At 70.7% G+C, this 14,611-nt stretch carries 17 protein-coding genes and 2 pseudogenes; 10 read left to right on the top strand and 9 right to left on the bottom strand.

Annotated features, from left to right (window positions below):
- Positions 1-89: 89 nt before the first annotated feature.
- The 3 genes from AB0D01_RS38760 to AB0D01_RS38750 all read right to left on the bottom strand — a co-directional run bounded on the left by AB0D01_RS38760 (position 90) and on the right by AB0D01_RS38750 (position 4,794).
- A complete protein-coding gene (locus tag AB0D01_RS38760) occupies positions 90-305 on the bottom strand; it encodes a cold-shock protein (RefSeq protein ID WP_363063947.1) in 216 nt (71 codons plus the stop codon).
- A gap of 42 nt (positions 306-347) precedes the next feature.
- Positions 348-3,872, bottom strand: coding sequence for a BTAD domain-containing putative transcriptional regulator (locus AB0D01_RS38755; RefSeq protein ID WP_363063945.1), 3,525 nt, complete (start codon positions 3,870-3,872; stop codon positions 348-350).
- Between the two features lie 199 nt (positions 3,873-4,071).
- Positions 4,072-4,794: a helix-turn-helix domain-containing protein gene (locus AB0D01_RS38750; RefSeq protein ID WP_363063943.1), complete on the bottom strand. Its 723-nt coding sequence runs from the start codon at positions 4,792-4,794 to the stop codon at positions 4,072-4,074.
- A 68-nt stretch (positions 4,795-4,862) separates the two neighbouring features.
- On the opposite strand from AB0D01_RS38750, the gene AB0D01_RS38745 reads away from it, so the two are divergent.
- The 4 genes and pseudogenes from AB0D01_RS38745 (at position 4,863) to AB0D01_RS38730 (ending at position 7,637) form a co-directional block, all read left to right on the top strand.
- Positions 4,863-5,558, top strand: a complete 696-nt coding sequence (locus AB0D01_RS38745) for a flavin reductase family protein (protein ID WP_363063941.1) — start codon at positions 4,863-4,865, stop codon at positions 5,556-5,558.
- A gap of 42 nt (positions 5,559-5,600) precedes the next feature.
- A pseudogene (locus AB0D01_RS38740) lies at positions 5,601-5,990 on the top strand (hypothetical protein); the annotation flags it as partial.
- A gap of 201 nt (positions 5,991-6,191) precedes the next feature.
- On the top strand, positions 6,192-6,656 hold the full coding sequence (locus tag AB0D01_RS38735) for a hypothetical protein (protein ID WP_363063939.1): 465 nt from the start codon (positions 6,192-6,194) through the stop codon (positions 6,654-6,656).
- A 663-nt stretch (positions 6,657-7,319) separates the two neighbouring features.
- The gene (locus tag AB0D01_RS38730) at positions 7,320-7,637 is read left to right on the top strand and encodes an STAS domain-containing protein (protein WP_363063937.1); all 318 of its coding nucleotides are present in this window, start codon (positions 7,320-7,322) and stop codon (positions 7,635-7,637) included.
- A 24-nt stretch (positions 7,638-7,661) separates the two neighbouring features.
- Here AB0D01_RS38730 and AB0D01_RS38725 read toward each other — a convergent pair.
- Positions 7,662-8,003 (bottom strand): annotated as a pseudogene (locus AB0D01_RS38725) (ATP-binding protein); the annotation flags it as partial.
- A gap of 253 nt (positions 8,004-8,256) precedes the next feature.
- Positions 8,257-8,676 (bottom strand): hypothetical protein, encoded by a 420-nt coding sequence (locus AB0D01_RS38720; protein ID WP_363063935.1) that lies wholly within the window; start codon positions 8,674-8,676, stop codon positions 8,257-8,259.
- 22 nt (positions 8,677-8,698) lie between these two features.
- On the opposite strand from AB0D01_RS38720, the gene AB0D01_RS38715 reads away from it, so the two are divergent.
- On the top strand, positions 8,699-8,875 hold the full coding sequence (locus AB0D01_RS38715; protein WP_363063933.1) for a hypothetical protein: 177 nt from the start codon (positions 8,699-8,701) through the stop codon (positions 8,873-8,875).
- A 153-nt stretch (positions 8,876-9,028) separates the two neighbouring features.
- On the opposite strand, the gene AB0D01_RS38710 is transcribed toward AB0D01_RS38715, so the two are convergent.
- From AB0D01_RS38710 to AB0D01_RS38700, 3 genes are all read right to left on the bottom strand, one after another.
- Positions 9,029-9,280, bottom strand: coding sequence for a type II toxin-antitoxin system RelE/ParE family toxin (locus tag AB0D01_RS38710; RefSeq protein WP_363063931.1), 252 nt, complete (start codon positions 9,278-9,280; stop codon positions 9,029-9,031).
- Complete coding sequence (locus AB0D01_RS38705) at positions 9,277-9,531, bottom strand: type II toxin-antitoxin system Phd/YefM family antitoxin (protein ID WP_363063929.1); 255 nt, start codon at positions 9,529-9,531, stop codon at positions 9,277-9,279. Before AB0D01_RS38705 ends, AB0D01_RS38710 begins: the two co-directional genes overlap by 4 nt.
- A 372-nt stretch (positions 9,532-9,903) precedes the next feature.
- Positions 9,904-10,569, bottom strand: a complete 666-nt coding sequence (locus AB0D01_RS38700; RefSeq protein WP_363063951.1) for an HSP18 transcriptional regulator — start codon at positions 10,567-10,569, stop codon at positions 9,904-9,906.
- A gap of 127 nt (positions 10,570-10,696) precedes the next feature.
- Here AB0D01_RS38700 and AB0D01_RS38695 point away from each other — a divergent pair, with 127 nt between their 5' ends.
- The 4 genes from AB0D01_RS38695 (at position 10,697) to AB0D01_RS38680 (ending at position 12,590) form a co-directional block, all read left to right on the top strand.
- A complete protein-coding gene (locus AB0D01_RS38695; RefSeq protein WP_363063927.1) occupies positions 10,697-11,131 on the top strand; it encodes an Hsp20/alpha crystallin family protein in 435 nt (144 codons plus the stop codon).
- A 112-nt stretch (positions 11,132-11,243) separates the two neighbouring features.
- Positions 11,244-11,639: a DUF2267 domain-containing protein gene (locus tag AB0D01_RS38690; protein ID WP_363063925.1), complete on the top strand. Its 396-nt coding sequence runs from the start codon at positions 11,244-11,246 to the stop codon at positions 11,637-11,639.
- 58 nt (positions 11,640-11,697) lie between these two features.
- Entirely contained in the window at positions 11,698-12,144 is a 447-nt protein-coding gene (locus tag AB0D01_RS38685; protein WP_363063924.1) for a DUF2267 domain-containing protein, read from the top strand.
- Between the two features lie 77 nt (positions 12,145-12,221).
- Positions 12,222-12,590 (top strand): IS5 family transposase, encoded by a 369-nt coding sequence (locus AB0D01_RS38680; protein ID WP_363063922.1) that lies wholly within the window; start codon positions 12,222-12,224, stop codon positions 12,588-12,590.
- On the opposite strand, the gene AB0D01_RS38675 is transcribed toward AB0D01_RS38680, so the two are convergent.
- Positions 12,580-13,782 carry an IS110 family transposase gene (locus AB0D01_RS38675; protein ID WP_363063920.1) on the bottom strand — a complete coding sequence of 401 codons (1,203 nt, stop codon included), beginning with the start codon at positions 13,780-13,782 and terminating at the stop codon, positions 12,580-12,582. The two genes, AB0D01_RS38680 and AB0D01_RS38675, sit on opposite strands and share 11 nt — an antisense overlap.
- A gap of 38 nt (positions 13,783-13,820) precedes the next feature.
- On the opposite strand from AB0D01_RS38675, the gene AB0D01_RS38670 reads away from it, so the two are divergent.
- Positions 13,821-14,501, top strand: coding sequence for an IS5 family transposase (locus AB0D01_RS38670; protein WP_363063949.1), 681 nt, complete (start codon positions 13,821-13,823; stop codon positions 14,499-14,501).
- The last annotated feature ends 110 nt before the right edge of the window (positions 14,502-14,611 follow it).

The following is a 14,611-nucleotide window of genomic DNA, read 5'->3' as shown; positions in this document are numbered from 1 at the left end:
CACAACCTCGCCCTCGCCGGATAGGCCTACGGGCGGTACAGCAGCCCACTATCCCCGAGGCAACTCAAAGATCATTTACGGGACAACCCTTAGGCGACTACCTGCACCTTGTCGGCCTGCAACCCCTTCTGACCTTCGATCGCCTCAAAGGTCACCTTCTGGCCTTCCTTGAGGATCTTGAAGCCGTTCCCCTCGATCGCCCTGAAATGGACGAACATGTCGGGCTCTCCGGAGTCCGGGGTGATGAAGCCGTACCCTTTTTCGTCGCTGAACCACTTCACCGTGCCGTTCTGCCGCTCTGCCACAGCCACTCCTGTCGAGAAGATCAATGCAATCCAGCATGACGATCATGGCAGTGCCAAGGCCCTCGCGGGAGCCGAACCCACCGATTTGTCAACAGGCCAGCCACCGAAGTCGGCACCCGCGAACACCGGACCGGCCCTGCCCTGGTGACCTTCACACAAGGACCCGCCGACGCCGGACAGAAAGCCCTCCTCCTCGTCCACCGAGGAGACGGCCCCTACCACTACGGGTAAACCACGCACCCACCCCACCACGGGGGCCCGGCCGTCACCGGCCCCGGCCTCGTCCCGAAGGCCTTTCCGGCTGCTGCCGGTGCGCAGGCGCAACCGGTTCCGCAGGTGCGGCCTGGCCCGGCGCAGTACCGGTGGTGGTGGGGAGTGGGCGGCCGTGGCGCGGGCGTACGCGATACGGACGTGCCCCGGCCGGTCCGTCCTCGGCCGGGGCAGCGGGGCGGTGAGATGCCGGGACAGTGCCAAGGACATGGTCGGCTGGAAGACGCGCAGGTGGCGGAAGCGTTCGGCCAGGGCTACCAGCCGGGTTCCCGATCCGATGCGTCGGGCGTCGCCGGTGCCCGGGCCGTGGTGGAGGTCGGCCATGCCGAGCGCGAGCAGCAGCGCGCCGCACAGCGGAAGGTTCACCGGGTCCCTGTCCGGCCGGGACGGCTCGGTGGTACGGGGTACCAGGAGTGCCGGAAGCCGGTCCTGGAGGGAGGCGGTGAGGTCCTCGACGAGGTCGGGGCGGCCGTGGCGCGCGTGGGCGGTCACAGCGGCGGCCTGGACCTCCAGGGCCCAGGGCTCCAGGTCCACTTCGAGGTCGGGGACCGGTTCGGCGGTGCCGCTTCGTGCTCCTTCGGCGGCCTGGCGCCACAGGTGAAGCCCCGTTTCGGTGTCGCCGCGCGCGAGAGCGAGCTCGGCGCGTACGCCGAGGCCGGGTGAGCGGGTGTCCGGTGTCTCCTGCGGCTGGGTCAGCACCGCCTGTGCCGCCCAGTGCTCGGCCTCGTCGAGCTCACCGGTGTACAGATGGGCGAGGGCCATGCCCCAGCGGATGCCGACCGGGTCAGCGCCGTGGACGGCGAGCTCCTCCAGGGCCTGGACTGCCGAGCGCAGATGGCACAGTGCTTCGTGTCCCTGCTCGGCCTTCAGGGACAGCCTGGCCATCTGGGCGGGAGCCAGGACCTGGACCGAGGGAATCCGCAGCCCCTTGAAGGCGTCGAGCATCCGCCGGGCCGCCGACAGCGCGCGGTCGGGGTCGTGGCTGTTCTCCCATACGACGCTGGCCGCGTAGTTGGCCGCGCCGGCGAGCAGGGGCTCGTCCCGGTCGCACAGGGCGTCGAGCACCGCGTGATCGGGGTCCAGGAGTTCGGGCAGGGCGCACAGGACGGTCGAGAGGGCTCCGACCAGCGTGTGGGGCGAGGCCGGCGGGAGCCGGCGCAGGGCGACCAGGGTGCGCGCGGCGCCGGGGCCGAATCCGAGGAACAAGTTCGTGGCGCACAGGGCCGCGGCGGTCCGGGCGACCTCAACGAGGCCGGGCCGGGGCCGGAAGTAGGATAGCAATGGTCCGGCGTCCTGGGCAAGCGGGAGGAGGCGGGCGTAATTGGCCTCGGTGGTCCACAGTGTCGCCAGCACCGCGGTGGTGGCCGCGACCGCGGCGCCGTCCTGCCGGGCGAGGCCCAGGCGCAGCGCCTGGATGAGGTTGTCCTGCTCGGCCCTGATCCGCTCCCAGGCGCCGAAGGGGGCGGGCGTGAAGAGCGCGTCGTGATGCCGCGTCCCGAAGTCGCACGCCCATGCCAGGTACCGGAGGGTCACGCGGTCGTCCTCGCCTGAGCGCGCCCGCCGGGCCGTGCAGAACTCCCGTATCGTCTCCAGCATCGCGAAGCGCGCGCCGGTGGCAGTGTCCGTCACCTTGACCAGCGACTGGTCGACCAGGTCCGTGAGTGTCTCGAGTGCTCGCCCGTCGCGGAACAGGCCGCCGAAGAGCTCGCCGTCATCGAGGAGATGCTGGGCGGCGTCCGCGGTGAAGCCGTCGGGGAAGACCGACAGCGCGCGCAGTGCCGCCTGCCCGGCGGGGTCCAGGAGGTTCCAGCTCCAGTCAACGACGGCGTGGAGGGTGCGGTGGCGGGGCGGGGCGTCCCGTGCCCCGCCCCGCAGCAGGGCGAACCGGTCCGCCAGCCGGTGGCTGATCTCACCGACCGTCATGACGCGCAGCCGCGCCGCCGCCAGCTCTACGGCGAGGGGCAGTCCGTCCAGGCGGCGGCACAGCTCGGTCACCGTCCCGGTGGGCAGCTCGGCGCCGGGGCGGGCGGCCCGCGCCCGTTGCCGGAAGAGTTCGACGGTGGTCGCCAGGTCCAGCTCCGGCAGCGGGTACACCGCTTCGGCGGAGATGCCGAGGGGAGCCCGGCTGGTGGTCAGGACACGCAGGTCGCGGACGAGTGACACCAGGGCCCGCACCAGCTGTGCGGCGCCGCGGATCACGTGCTCGCAGTTGTCCAGGACCAGCAGCGCGGGGCCGGGGCCGAGCGCGGCCGCGATGCCGGTGAGCACCTCGGTGGGGACGGCGGAGGGGAGGGTGTGCAGGCGCAGTGACTCGCCGACGCCGAGAGCCGAGGCGACCTCGCCGGCCACGTCCGCGTCGCTGGTGATACCGGCGAGTCCGACCAGGTGGACCACGCGTTGCTCCGCTTCGCGGCTCACCGCGTGGGCGAGCCGGGTCTTGCCCAGGCCGCCCGGTCCGACGATCGAGGTGACCCGGGAGGTCCGTATCAGCTGCGCCACCGCGAGGGTGTCGGCGTCGCGGCCGAGCAGGGGGTTGGGGTCGTGCGACACCCCGCGGCGTACCGCGGGCGCCGTGCCCCGCAGCAGTTCCTGGTGGACGCCTTGCAGGGCGGGTCCCGGGTCGGCTCCGAGTTCCTCGCGGAGTCCGCGCCGGTAGGCGTCGTAGGTGGCCAGAGCGGTAGCGGGCCCGAGGGTGGCCGCCTGGCAGCGCACGAGGGCGAGCAGCACCTCCTCATCCTGCGGCAGCTCCCGGGTCAGGTGCGCGAGCGGTTCGAGGGCCTCGGCCCGGCGGGCGAGCCGCGCGAGGGCCAGGGCGCGGGTTCGCAGCAGCGACCGGTACGCGGGGGCCCGCTCCGCGCGCAGTGCGGCGACCGGGTCTCCGCGGGTGTCCTTGTCACACCGCGCGCCGTCGGCGTCCCACAGCGCCAGGCCCTTCTCGGCTTCGGTGAGCGCCGTCGCCGGGTCCTCGGTCCGCAGCCGCTCCGCCGCGACCGCGGCGTGCAGCAGGACGGCGGAGCTGTCGACCTGCTCCTCGCCCAGGGTGAGGCGGTATCCGGTCGCGGTGGCGGTGATCACGCCGGTGCCGAGGAGGCTTCGGGCGCGCGCGACGAGGGTCTGCAGTGCCTTCACGGGGTTTAGCGGCTCGTTGTCCGTCCAGAGGCCGTCCACCAGGTACGCCGTGCTGCACCCTGTGCGCAGTTCGCCCGCGAGGAGGGCGAGCAGGCCGCGCAGCCTGGGTGCGGTGACCTCCTGGTCCCGGTAGGAGACCCGGCGCAGCAGCGTCAGTTCGATAGCCATCAGGTCAGTTAAGCAATAACCTGCGGTCGGCGTGGCCGACATGGCGGACAGGGCCTGCCGAGGCCTTGTGGTCCGGTCCGATGGCCCGGATTACCCGGGCAAACCGGTTCCCGCACGCGATGAGCCGCAGCTGCACAGAAGAGTGCGGCGCCGTAAGGCGCGGGTAGCGGCAGCGTCTGACCGGGTGGAATCGCGGTCTTCAGTTGACCGGAGCGCCCGTCTCGTCAGACAGGCCGAGGTGGTCCCGAAGCGTACGCCGGCCGATCTCGGTGAGAGCGACGGCGCGGCCGGTGCCGATCCGGGTGATCCAACCGGAGTCGAAGGCGTGACGGCACAAGGCGGCGCCGACGGCACCGGCCAGGTGGGGGCGGCGCTCGGTCCAGTCCAGGCACGAGCGGACGGTCGGACGCCGTGTGGAGGGTGGCAGCACGATGCCGAGTTCGGCCAGCCAGGCGATCCCGTTGCCGGTGAGCGTCGGCCCCTGCTCCCAGTCCACAAGCCCCCGGTCGGTCATCGCCTCGGTGATCGCGACCCCGAGGGCGCCCGCGAGGTGGTCGTAGCACGTGCGGGCGCGGGCCAGCGCCCGGCTCCGGTTGACGGCGGGCAGTGAACGGTAGGGAGCGACGCGTCGAGGCGCCATGGAGGCAAGGGTCTCGATCAGGTGGGCCGTCTCGGGATCGGCGAGGCGCACGTAGCGATGACGGCCCTGACGCTCCTGGGCAAGCAATCCTCCGCCGACCAGGAGGTTCAGGTGCTCGGTGGTCGTCGAGGCGGCCACCCCGGCATGGCGCGCCAGCTCGGTCGCGGTCCATGCCCGACCGTCCAGGAGGGCCAGGCAGAAGCTTGCGCGGGTGCCGTCCGCCAGAAGTCCGGCCAGAGCGGCCAGGTCCGGGCCCTCCGGATGCGCGTCATGGTTTCTCATTGCCGTCCATCTTCCACCAGTGATCCTTCGGCCGGGGCCGAAGAGTCTCCACCTTACGGTCGACTCTTATGGAGACCACGACACCCAGCACCCTGCCCGACAACGCCTCTGCCGCCCATGTGGCCATAGAACCGAGCATCCTGTACTTCGGGACGCCGGTCGTACTGCTCTCGACAGAGAACGAGAACGGCTCCTTCAACCTGGCGCCGATGTCCTCGGCCTGGGCACTCGGCCACGTCGTCGTCCTCGGTCTGGGCCTCGGGGGACAGACCGCGCACAATCTCCGCAGCCGCCCCGATCTCGTGGTCAACCTTCCCGCGCCGGCCCAGTGGCCGGCGGTGGAGCGGCTGGCGCCGCTGACCGGACGCACCCCGATACCCGCGGACAAGCGCGGCACCTTCCGTTTCGAACCGGACAAGTTCGCCGCCGCAGGCCTGCGACCTGAACCCTCCGAGCTCGTTCGGCCGCCCAGGGCCGCCGAATGCCCCATCCAGCTGGAAGCCCGCGCCGCCCGGGTCCAATCCGATGCCTCCGGGGATTTCCTCATCGTCGAAGCCCATGTACTCAAGGTCCACGCCGACCCGCGTATCGTCGTCCCCGGCTCCCAGCACATCGACCCGGTTGCGTGGAGCCCACTGATCTACAATTTCCGCCACTACTACGGACTGGGCCCTGAACTCGGCCACAGCTTCCGCTCCCAGACAACCCGGCAAAGCCACTGCCCGACCTCGAAGCCGGTAGACGGGCAAGGGGAACCGAAGTAGGGCCGCATCCGGCAACCCGCGCGCCTATCGTGATCATTCGCGCGGGAGGAACGCGTCGAGGCCGAGGCCGCCGCCTTGGAGGCCAAGGCCCACGACCTGCCGGCCGACGCCGAGCACGTCGATGCCGCCGAGGACGCCCAGATCGAGGCCGAGAGCACCGACAAGTCCCACCGTCACGTGGAGGAGAAGGAGCGTCGCCGCCAGGCACGTGCGGGCAGCAGCGACGAGCAGGCCGTCACCGACGCCGGCGAGAAGGCCGCCATGACGGCCCGCCCGAAGCCGAAGGCCCAGGCCGACTTCACCGACCCCGACTCGCGGATCATGAAGAACAACGGCGCCCGAGGCGAGTGGCGCCTGCCGGCCGCCTGCCACAACTTCCGTAAGGCCTTCCGACACGTCGGCACCGCCGGACTCGCCGCCGCGATCGCCTGACCGCCCCAACCGGACCTCTCGGGCCGCTTTCCGGGCCAACGGCGGGCGTGGGACGGTACGGAGGGGACGGTGACGGTCCCACGCATGCAGGACCCGGCCGGTGCCCGTAGTCTCCTGCCACACCGCGACGACAGCCGCCTCGACCCTGCCGCCCCAGACAGCAGGCACGATGACAAGCTGGCAAGGAGGCGGGAGCATCCCATGCTCAGGCCCCTGATGCAGCCGATGCTGGCGCAGGCCTCCGAGAAGATCCCGCTCCCTCCGCGCACGGGCCCGGGCCTGGCGTATGAGCAGAAGTTTGACGGCCACCGGCTGCTGGTCTTCACCCCGGCCGAGCCCGAGGGACGGGTGCTGCTGCAGACCCGCCGTGGCACGTTGGTCCAGGACGCGTTCCCCGACCTGGTGGCGGCCGCCCGGCAGTTGCCCGTCGGTCTGGTCCTCGACGGCGAGATCCTCGCCTGGGACCCGGAGGCCGGTGCGCTGTCCTTCGAAGGGCTGCAACGCCGAGCGGCCGCCGGTGCCAGGCAGGCTGCCGCGCTCGCGCAGCGCTTGCCCGCCTTCTACGTCGCCTTCGACCTCCTCCAGGCCGACGGCACCGAACTCCTGGCCCTCCCTACCAAGAGCGCCGACGGCGCCTGGAGGTCCTGTTCGCCGGCCGCACCCTGACCTCACCGTGGACGCTCTGTCCGATGACCACGGACGTGGCCACGGCACGGAAATGGCTGGAGTCCTGGACCGACGTCACCGGCATTGAGGGCGTGGTCGCCAAACCGCTGGCCGCTTCCTACCAGAGCGGCCGCCGGGCCTGGGGCAAGGTCAAACGACGCGACACCACCGAAGCGGTGATCGGGGCGATCACCGGCACCCTCACCCGCCCACAGCTCCTCGTCCTCGGCCGCCGAGACCCCACAGACACCTCCGCATGGTCGGGCGGACGGTCACGCTGCGCCCGGACCAGGCCCGGCACGTTGCCGAGCACCTCGCACCGGCCGACGCCGGGCACCCGTGGGAAGGCCTGCGGTTCTCCGCGTCCTAGGGCTCGCGCGAGGCCTTGGACGTCGTCCTGGTACGCCCTGAGCTGGTGGCCGTCAGCGCCGACACCGCCGTCGACCACGGCCGCGTCTACCGCCACCCCCTACGCTTCCGCCGCCTCCGCCAGGACATGACCGCCGACCATGCACCTCTCTTCGGGCCGAGCCCCTCGTCGGGACAGCCTTGATACGAGGGGTCGGCTTGCGGTGCACGGCGTGGGTGTTGGCTCGGACGGGTAGGGCGTACGGTCAAGGCATCGGGTGATCTGCCCGATGAAGAGCAAGACCGGGAGAAGACATGCAGACGCCGACGGTACGGGTGCGGTCCCAGGAGGACGGCCGGGCCGTGGTGGAGTGCGCCGGCGAATTCGACATCGACAGCGTCGACCTGCTGCGCCAGGCCTGCGCGGGTCCGGCCGCGGACGCCAAGCTCCTCGTGCTGGACGTGGCCCGGGTGGAGTTCGCGGACTCCTCGTTCCTCAACGAGCTGATCCGCCTGCGCCAGGAGCGCGAGTTGGCGCTGGCGGGCCCGCTGCCGCGGCAGCTGCGGAGGCTGCTGGAGATGACCGGGGCACTGGCCTTGTTCGAGATCCGCGACGACACGGCCGCCGGCTGAGATCGCAGGCCTCGTGGCGCGGGCTCAGCCGGTGGCGGGGTGCAGCTGTCGGTCGGTGAAGGTGGCGGTGATCGTCTTGCCGTGCGTGTCGGTGTGGACGGTGACGGTGTCGGCGAGGTCGTGGACCAGCCGCCAGCCGAACCCGCCGGCCCGGTCCGGGGCCCAGGGCCGGAGCACGGGCAGCAGGTCGCAGGCGTCGGACACCTCGATCTTCACGGCCTGTGCGTCGGCCCGGATCCGGAAACCGGTGGCGCCCTTCGCGTGGCGTTGGGCGTTGGAGACCAGCTCGCTCGCCACCGTCATCACGTCCGCGACCGCCGCCGCGGTGATGTGAAGGTCGCCGAGCACGTCCTGGACGGCCTCCCGGGCTGCCGCGCAGCTGACCTGACCGTACTAGACGGTCAGACGTTCGGATGAAACATCCTGTTCGCCCATAATCTGCGCCTTCCCCCCGGTTCCCCCCGTTACTCGGCCAGGAGCGCCCACCTGGCCGCACGCCTGCCCGAGACGAAACTCGGCCGTCCCCCGGCACAGTCGCCAGAGTATCCCCGGCCCCTGACAGCGGGCACCGAAGAGAGGCTCCGAGCGCACACCCGAAGAACCGCGACCGCCGCCGCAGTCAGAGCCTGCGTCCCGGTTCGGCGGCGATCGTCGCGGCCAGTCGGGCACGGCGCTGCGTGGCGGCTACCTGGGCGCGGCGGCTTCGCTGGAGCAAGATGCCGTGGTCGGCCGGTTCGCTGTCGAGCAGGAGCACGGCCAGGCGTTGGATTTTGTGGTCCAGGGCCACGGCGAGGCGTCGGCGTTCTCGGTTGCGGAGCGCGGCGACGGTGTGGGTGCTGGTTCGAAGGCGGGCGGCGAGGAAGCTGGTCGGCCAGCCGCGTTCGGCCAGGTCCTGCAGACAGGCGGCGGCTCTACCCGCGGTGACGAGGCCCGGAAGTGACCTGCCGCGTCTGAGAGGGATGTTCAGCGGGATGCCGAGTATGGCGTCGGCGGTGGTGCGGTGGATGTTGGCAGGTCGTAGGCCGGTGGGGCGGAGCAAGCGCCGTACCAGTGTGACGGCGATGCCTGAGATTTCCGCGATGTCGCCTGCCGACAGCCCCTTCTGCGACAGTTGGTGGGCCCAGGCGGCGGCAGCGGTGGAGGGGACGCGGGCGGGGCGGCCGGCGTTGCGCTCGGCGGTCCGCCGGGCGCGGGCGCGGCGGGCCGCGGCCGTGCACTCCTGCCTGCGGCAGCCGTAGTCGGCGCAGCTGGGGCTGCCATGCCGGACCCGCGACCGGATCGGAGGCCTGCGGTCGTTGCCGTCCGCGAGCGCCCCCCCCTCGGAGCCGGGGATGTCGGTGAATTCATGGCCACGGGTGGTTGCTGGTTCCAGAGGGCAGACGGCGCGGGGATCAGCCCAGGCGGCCGACATGGACGACCACGATGGTCACGGCGGCCTCGGTGATCTCGTACAAGACCCGGTAACGCCCGACATGCATCCGCCGCAGGTCCGGGGAACCGTAGGGGGTGCTGCCTTCGGGCCGGGGCTGGTCGGCGAGCAGGTCGACGGCGTCCATCAGCTGACGCAGGCCGTCGGGGTCGTCCTTGAGCAACCTGGCGGCCGCGTCGATGGCAGCCTCGTCCCAGACGATCGAGTAGGTCACCCGCGCTCCACGCCGAGCCGGACACGGACCTCATCGTGCGAGACGGTCGACGCGGTACCGGCGCCCTGCCGCTCGCGGTACAGGGCCAGGGCCAGGGCGTCCTCGAGGTCGGCGAGCTCCTGGGGATTGATGAGCACGGCCGCTGGCTGACCGTGGTCGGTGATCGTGATGCGTTCGCGGGCGTGGGAGGCGCGGCGCACCAGCGAGCCGAACTTCGCCCGCGCCTCGGTGATCGGCAGAGTGTCACTCATGCACAAAAGTGTACACTTCTTGCGCCTGTCACGGTGGAACCGCGACCAGTCCGCCAGCCCGATTGACATGGGCTCTGGAATGACTGCCTGAAGCCCGCCGGCCGTAGCCCAGAAGCCTTGACTGCTGTCACCTGCGGGCCGTGAAGCCGGCCTTTGCTGCGTCCTGCGGGGTCACGACCTGGTGGGGCCCTCCGATGGCAAGGCTGTCGATTGCCCTCCAGCCCAGGGCCTCCTGAAGCGGGGAAAACCGACATTATGGCGGGAGGTCTGCCGTCGCCGGGGCCGGAGTTGCAGACCCGGGATGCCCATCCACCGCCGCAGTGAGGGCGGACGTGCCGGCGTGGGTCGCCGACAGGTGGGGCGCCGGCAGGGTCACCCGGTGCGTTGGTCGTGGGTGTCCTGGCGGAGTTGGTCGGTGCGCGCGGTCATCGCGTCGATGCGGTCGGAGAGCTCGCCGTCCTCGGGTCGCAGGTGGGGTCGGGTTCCGGTCAGTGGCTGGACGAGGCGGGCGGCGTCGCTGTCGGCGAGGGCCGCGTTCAGCGCCGCGACAGCCGCTTCGGCGTCGGCGGGTAGGCCGGTGAGGGCGGTGACCTGGCCCGCCAGTCGGCGCAGGTCGGCGGCGTTGTCGCGGGCCCAGGCGGTGACGGTGCGGTCGGCGGCGCGGGTGTCGCGGGTGGCCTGGACGCGCTGCTCGCCGGTGCTCCCGGCCTTGCCCGGGCGTATGCGCAGGTAGCGGCGTTCGGCGGCCTGGCGGCTGGCAACTCCGAGTGCGGGTGCGAGGTCGGCCCAGCTGGCGCCTCGTTCGCGGGCGGTCTCGATGAGGCCGGTCTCCCAACCTGCGAGTTGCTCGCGGACCTCGCGGAGCATCAGCAGGGCGGCCAGGGCCGAATCCGGGCTCGCGCCCGACGTCGTCGTCGCATGTCGCGATCCCCCGGCGGCAGCTTGCCGCGCCTCCTTGAGGGCTTGGTTGATGGTGTCCAGTGCTACTGCGGCGGCGAGAAGAGTGACGGGTGCGGTCGGCTCGGTGGCGTCGTTCATGACGGTCTCCAGGGTTGTCATCCTCCAGATGACTCCTTGCTTGTCATCGTTTCGATGACATGTTACAACGGAAGCACGTTGAAGCGCATTGGCAGTTCCTGCCTGAACCAACTGGAGGTGTTTCGCGATGTTGATGCGCACTGACCCGTTCCGCGAGATGGACCGGATCGTCCAGCAGCTCTCCGGCACGTCGGGCACGTGGTCGAAGCCGTCCGTGATGCCGATGGACGCCTACCGCCAGGGCGACGCGTACGTGATCGCGTTCGACCTTCCGGGCGTCAGCACCGAGGCGATCGACATCGACGTCGAGCGGAACATGCTCACCGTCAAGGCCGAGCGCCGCCCCGCGGAGAAGTCCGACGGCGTGCAGATGGAACTCTCCGAGCGGCCCCTGGGTGTCTTCTCCCGCCAGATCATGCTGGCCGACACCCTCGACACCGAACGCATCGAGGCCGCATACGAGGCCGGCGTCCTGACCCTGCGGATCCCGATCGCCGAGCGCGCCAAGCCCCGCAAGATCAGCATCAACGGCGACTCCGGCCGCAAGCAGATCTCCGGCTGACCCCCCGCCCGTACCGGCCTGCAGCGGAGGGCGGGAAGCGCCGATTCCCCCTCCGGCACCCCGCCCTCCGCCCCTCTCACATCCCCCTTCACCTCTCTCCGGAGGCGATGTGATGTCGATGCGCAGGGAGGCGTTCCTGGCCCACGTCCAGGAACGCGGCGAGTACGAAACCCCGCAGGACGCCGACCGTGTGGCCCGCGTCGTCCTGGCCCTGCTCGGTGCACACCTGGTCGGCACCGTGCGCACCGAGCTCGCCGCCCGCCTCCCCGAAACCTACGCCCTCATCCTCTTGAACCCGCTGCAGGCCTCGGAGCCGCTCTCCCCCGAGCGCTTCGTCCGCGCGACCGCGGCCTGGATCGAAGGCGCCACCGAGAAGACCGCCCTGTGGGACATCGGCGCCGTCCTGTCCACCACGGCCGCCGCCGCGGGGGACGTCCTCACCCGAGAGGTCCTCCTCCAGCTCCCACAGGGCTACGACCTCCTCTTCGGCCACCCCCAACCCACCTGACCGGCCCACGCCACCGGCCGGACACCGACCCCTTCACGCAGAAAGGCAACCCCAGACCATGTACGACCAGCCTCGACCGAACCGGGCCACCCCCGCCATGACGTTCGAGCAGATGCTGGAACGCGTGCGCTACGAAGGCGCCTACCCCACCCGCGAACGCACCGAGGAGGCCGTCCGCAACGTCCTGGGCGCCCTCGGCCGCCAACTCACCGGCGACGAACGCGTCGACCTCGCCCAATGCCTGCCCGTCGAAGCCGCCCTCACCCTGACCGCCCAGACCCCCGACACGCAGCAGCTCACCGGATGGGGCTTCGTCAAAGACCTCGCCACCCGCACCAACCTCAGCCCGGCCGTCGCCCGCTGGGACACCGGAGCGGTCCTCGCCGTCGTCACCCGCCTGACCGGCCCCGACCTCCTCGCCCGTATCCTTCGCGAGCTTCCCGACGGCTACGCCCTCCTCTTCGGCCGGGCAGAACTGCGCCGCCCTGAGCCCGCCGCCGCCTGACCTCGCGGACATGCGTCAGGGCCCCGGGGTCCTAGGGTCTGTCGTCAAAGTGATCTTGGGTTGTGGATCATGGTCGGGTGATACGTCGCCATGAACTGTCGGACGCGGAGTGGGAACTCGTGCAGCCGTTGCTGCCTCGGCCCGTGATGGGGCGGCCGCGGCTGGATGACCGGACGACTCTGAACGGGATCGTGTGGAAGTTCCGGACCGGGGTCGCCTGGCGGGATGTGCCCGACCGGTACGGTTCGTGGGCCAGCCTCCACACCCGTTTCCGCAGGTGGGCGGCGGACGGAACCTTCGAGCGGATGCTCCAGGCGGCGCAGGCCCGGGCGGACGCGGCAGGCGACATCGAGTGGCTGGTCTCGGTGGACTCCACCGTCGTCCGTGCCCACCAGCACGCGGCCGGGGCCCGAAAAGGTGCCTCTATGGCTTTCGTCAAGCCGTAGCGGGTGTGGGTGGTTGGTAGAAGGTGCCGTCGCGGAGCATGGCAAACAGGACGTCGATGCGGCGTCGGGCGAGTGCGATGAGGGCGGCGATGTGGTGTTTCCCCTCGCGGCGTTTGCGGTCGTAGTAGGCGCGTGACTCGGGCTGGGAGAGCGAGGCGAACGCGGCGAGGTAGAAGGCTCTCTTGAGTTGTTTGTTGCCTCGCCGGGACGGATGTTCGCCGCGGATGGAGGAGCCGGAACTGCGGGTCACGGGCGCGAGGCCGGCGTAGGCGGCGAGGTGGCCGGCGGTGGCGAAGCCGCTGCCGTCTCCGACGTCGACGAGGATGCGGGCGGCGGTCCTGATCCCGATGCCGGGCATCGAGATCAGGACCTGGGAAAGAGGGTGGGCCTCCAGGAGTTCCTCGATCCGCCCGGCCAGAAGTTTTCGCTGGTCAAGAACGGACTGCAGCGAGCCGGCGAGGCTGGGGACGATCAGCGCGGCGGCTTCAGTGCCCGGGACGACGACGGTCTGTTCGTCGAGTGCGGTGAAGATGTCCTCGACCAGCCGCTCGGCCATTCGCGGTGCTTTGGGGCGTATCAGGGTCACGAGGCGGCGGCGTCCGGCTTTGCGGATCTGGGCCGGGGATCCGAACTGGTCCAGCAGCTTGAGCACGGCCGGGTGTTGGATCCGCGGCCCCAGGACCCGTTCCAGGGAGGGGTGGATCTGGGTGAGCAGGCCGCGGAGCCGGTTGGCGATCCGGGTGGACTCGCCCGCGAGATCGTCGTCGAACCCGGCGATCATCGCGAGCTCGGCAACCGTCTCGTCCGCGGGATCGATCGTCCTCAGGGTGTGGGGCATCGCTCTGGCGGCGTCCGCGATGATGAACGCGTCGCGGGCGTCGGTTTTCGCCTCGCCGGGGTAAAGATCGGCGATCCGTCGCATCGTGAATCCAGGCAGGTAGGCGACCTGGCAGCCCGCGTTCCGGGCGACCGCCAGCGGCAGGGCCCCGATGGAAGCCGGCTGGTCGACGACCACCAGCACCGTTCCGTGCTTGGCCCGGAGCTTGTCGAACAGCTCCCGCAGCTTCGGTTCGCTGTTGGGCAGCGGCTTGTCGAACACCTTCTTCCCCGCCCGGTTCACGGCGGTGGCGTGATGGTCACCCTTGCCGACGTCCAGGCCCAGATAGACGTCGATGCCAGTCTCCTCCGACATGCCCTTCGCTCCCGTGCTCGCCTGTTCCCCGGCCTCACCTGCGGCATCAGCGTGCCAGCATCCACGTTACGAAGAGACTGCCCGAGGGCGCTCGTGCCTCTAATCAGCGGTCTGCCAATGCCTCCGGCACCGGCGACACCACCTTTTCGATCATCTCGACTGGGGGCTCAAGTCATACCGGGGCCGAAGGCCGGGAGCCTCATTGCGAGGCCACGAAGACGGTAACGGGGCTCCGCAGCCCGGCCCTCGGCCGGTCCCGCGGAGGGCTGACCAGTAAGATCCACCTGGCCTGTGACGGGACGGGCCGACCCCTCGCGTTGGTGCTGACCGGTGGGAATGTCAACGACTGCACCCAGTTCACGGCCGTGATGGACGCGATACGGGTGCCCCGGATCGGGCCTGGCAGACCGCGCATCAGGCCCGACCACGCCATCGGTGACAAGGGCTACAGCTCGAAGGCCATTCGTACTTGGCTGCGACGCCGCGGCATCACGCACACGATCCCAGAACGGTCCGACCAGGTCCGCAACCGAACCCGGCGGGGCCGCCGCGGCGGTCGGCCGCCGGCCTTTGACAAGCAGGTCTACAAGCACCGCAACGTGGTGGAACGGTGCTTCAACCGCCTCAAGCAGTGGCGCGGCATCGCGACCAGGTACGACAAGACCGCCCAGGCCTACCAAGCAGCCGTCACTCTCGCGTCGCTCCTGATGTGGGCGTGACACTTTGACGACAACTCCTAAGGGCTGTCCCGTAAACGAGCTCTGTGAGCGGGACTCGGTTCAGGCATGTAGCTTCGTCGTCGGAGGTTTCGCTCGTGCTGTTCAGGCCC

The organism is Streptomyces sp. NPDC048606 (assembly GCF_040650855.1).
GTDB lineage: Bacteria > Actinomycetota > Actinomycetes > Streptomycetales > Streptomycetaceae > Streptomyces.
Note: the sequence above shows the minus strand (reverse complement) of the source record. Positions and strands in the feature narration are given on the sequence as shown.

Bases quoted from the DNA above. Each gene is read 5' to 3' on its own strand.
- AB0D01_RS38745 (WP_363063941.1), top strand. From the start codon at position 4,863: ATGGAGACCACGACACCCAGCACCCTGCCCGACAACGCCTCTGCCGCC.
- AB0D01_RS38690 (WP_363063925.1), top strand. From the start codon at position 11,244: ATGTCGATGCGCAGGGAGGCGTTCCTGGCCCACGTCCAGGAACGCGGC.
- AB0D01_RS38675 (WP_363063920.1), bottom strand. From the start codon at position 13,782: ATGTCGGAGGAGACTGGCATCGACGTCTATCTGGGCCTGGACGTCGGC.
- AB0D01_RS38715 (WP_363063933.1), top strand. From the start codon at position 8,699: ATGCCTGAGATTTCCGCGATGTCGCCTGCCGACAGCCCCTTCTGCGAC.
- AB0D01_RS38695 (WP_363063927.1), top strand. From the start codon at position 10,697: ATGTTGATGCGCACTGACCCGTTCCGCGAGATGGACCGGATCGTCCAG.
- AB0D01_RS38730 (WP_363063937.1), top strand. From the start codon at position 7,320: ATGCAGACGCCGACGGTACGGGTGCGGTCCCAGGAGGACGGCCGGGCC.
- AB0D01_RS38735 (WP_363063939.1), top strand. From the start codon at position 6,192: ATGCTCAGGCCCCTGATGCAGCCGATGCTGGCGCAGGCCTCCGAGAAG.
- AB0D01_RS38750 (WP_363063943.1), bottom strand. From the start codon at position 4,794: ATGAGAAACCATGACGCGCATCCGGAGGGCCCGGACCTGGCCGCTCTG.
- AB0D01_RS38700 (WP_363063951.1), bottom strand. From the start codon at position 10,569: ATGAACGACGCCACCGAGCCGACCGCACCCGTCACTCTTCTCGCCGCC.
- AB0D01_RS38705 (WP_363063929.1), bottom strand. From the start codon at position 9,531: ATGAGTGACACTCTGCCGATCACCGAGGCGCGGGCGAAGTTCGGCTCG.
- AB0D01_RS38685 (WP_363063924.1), top strand. From the start codon at position 11,698: ATGTACGACCAGCCTCGACCGAACCGGGCCACCCCCGCCATGACGTTC.
- AB0D01_RS38755 (WP_363063945.1), bottom strand. From the start codon at position 3,872: ATGGCTATCGAACTGACGCTGCTGCGCCGGGTCTCCTACCGGGACCAG.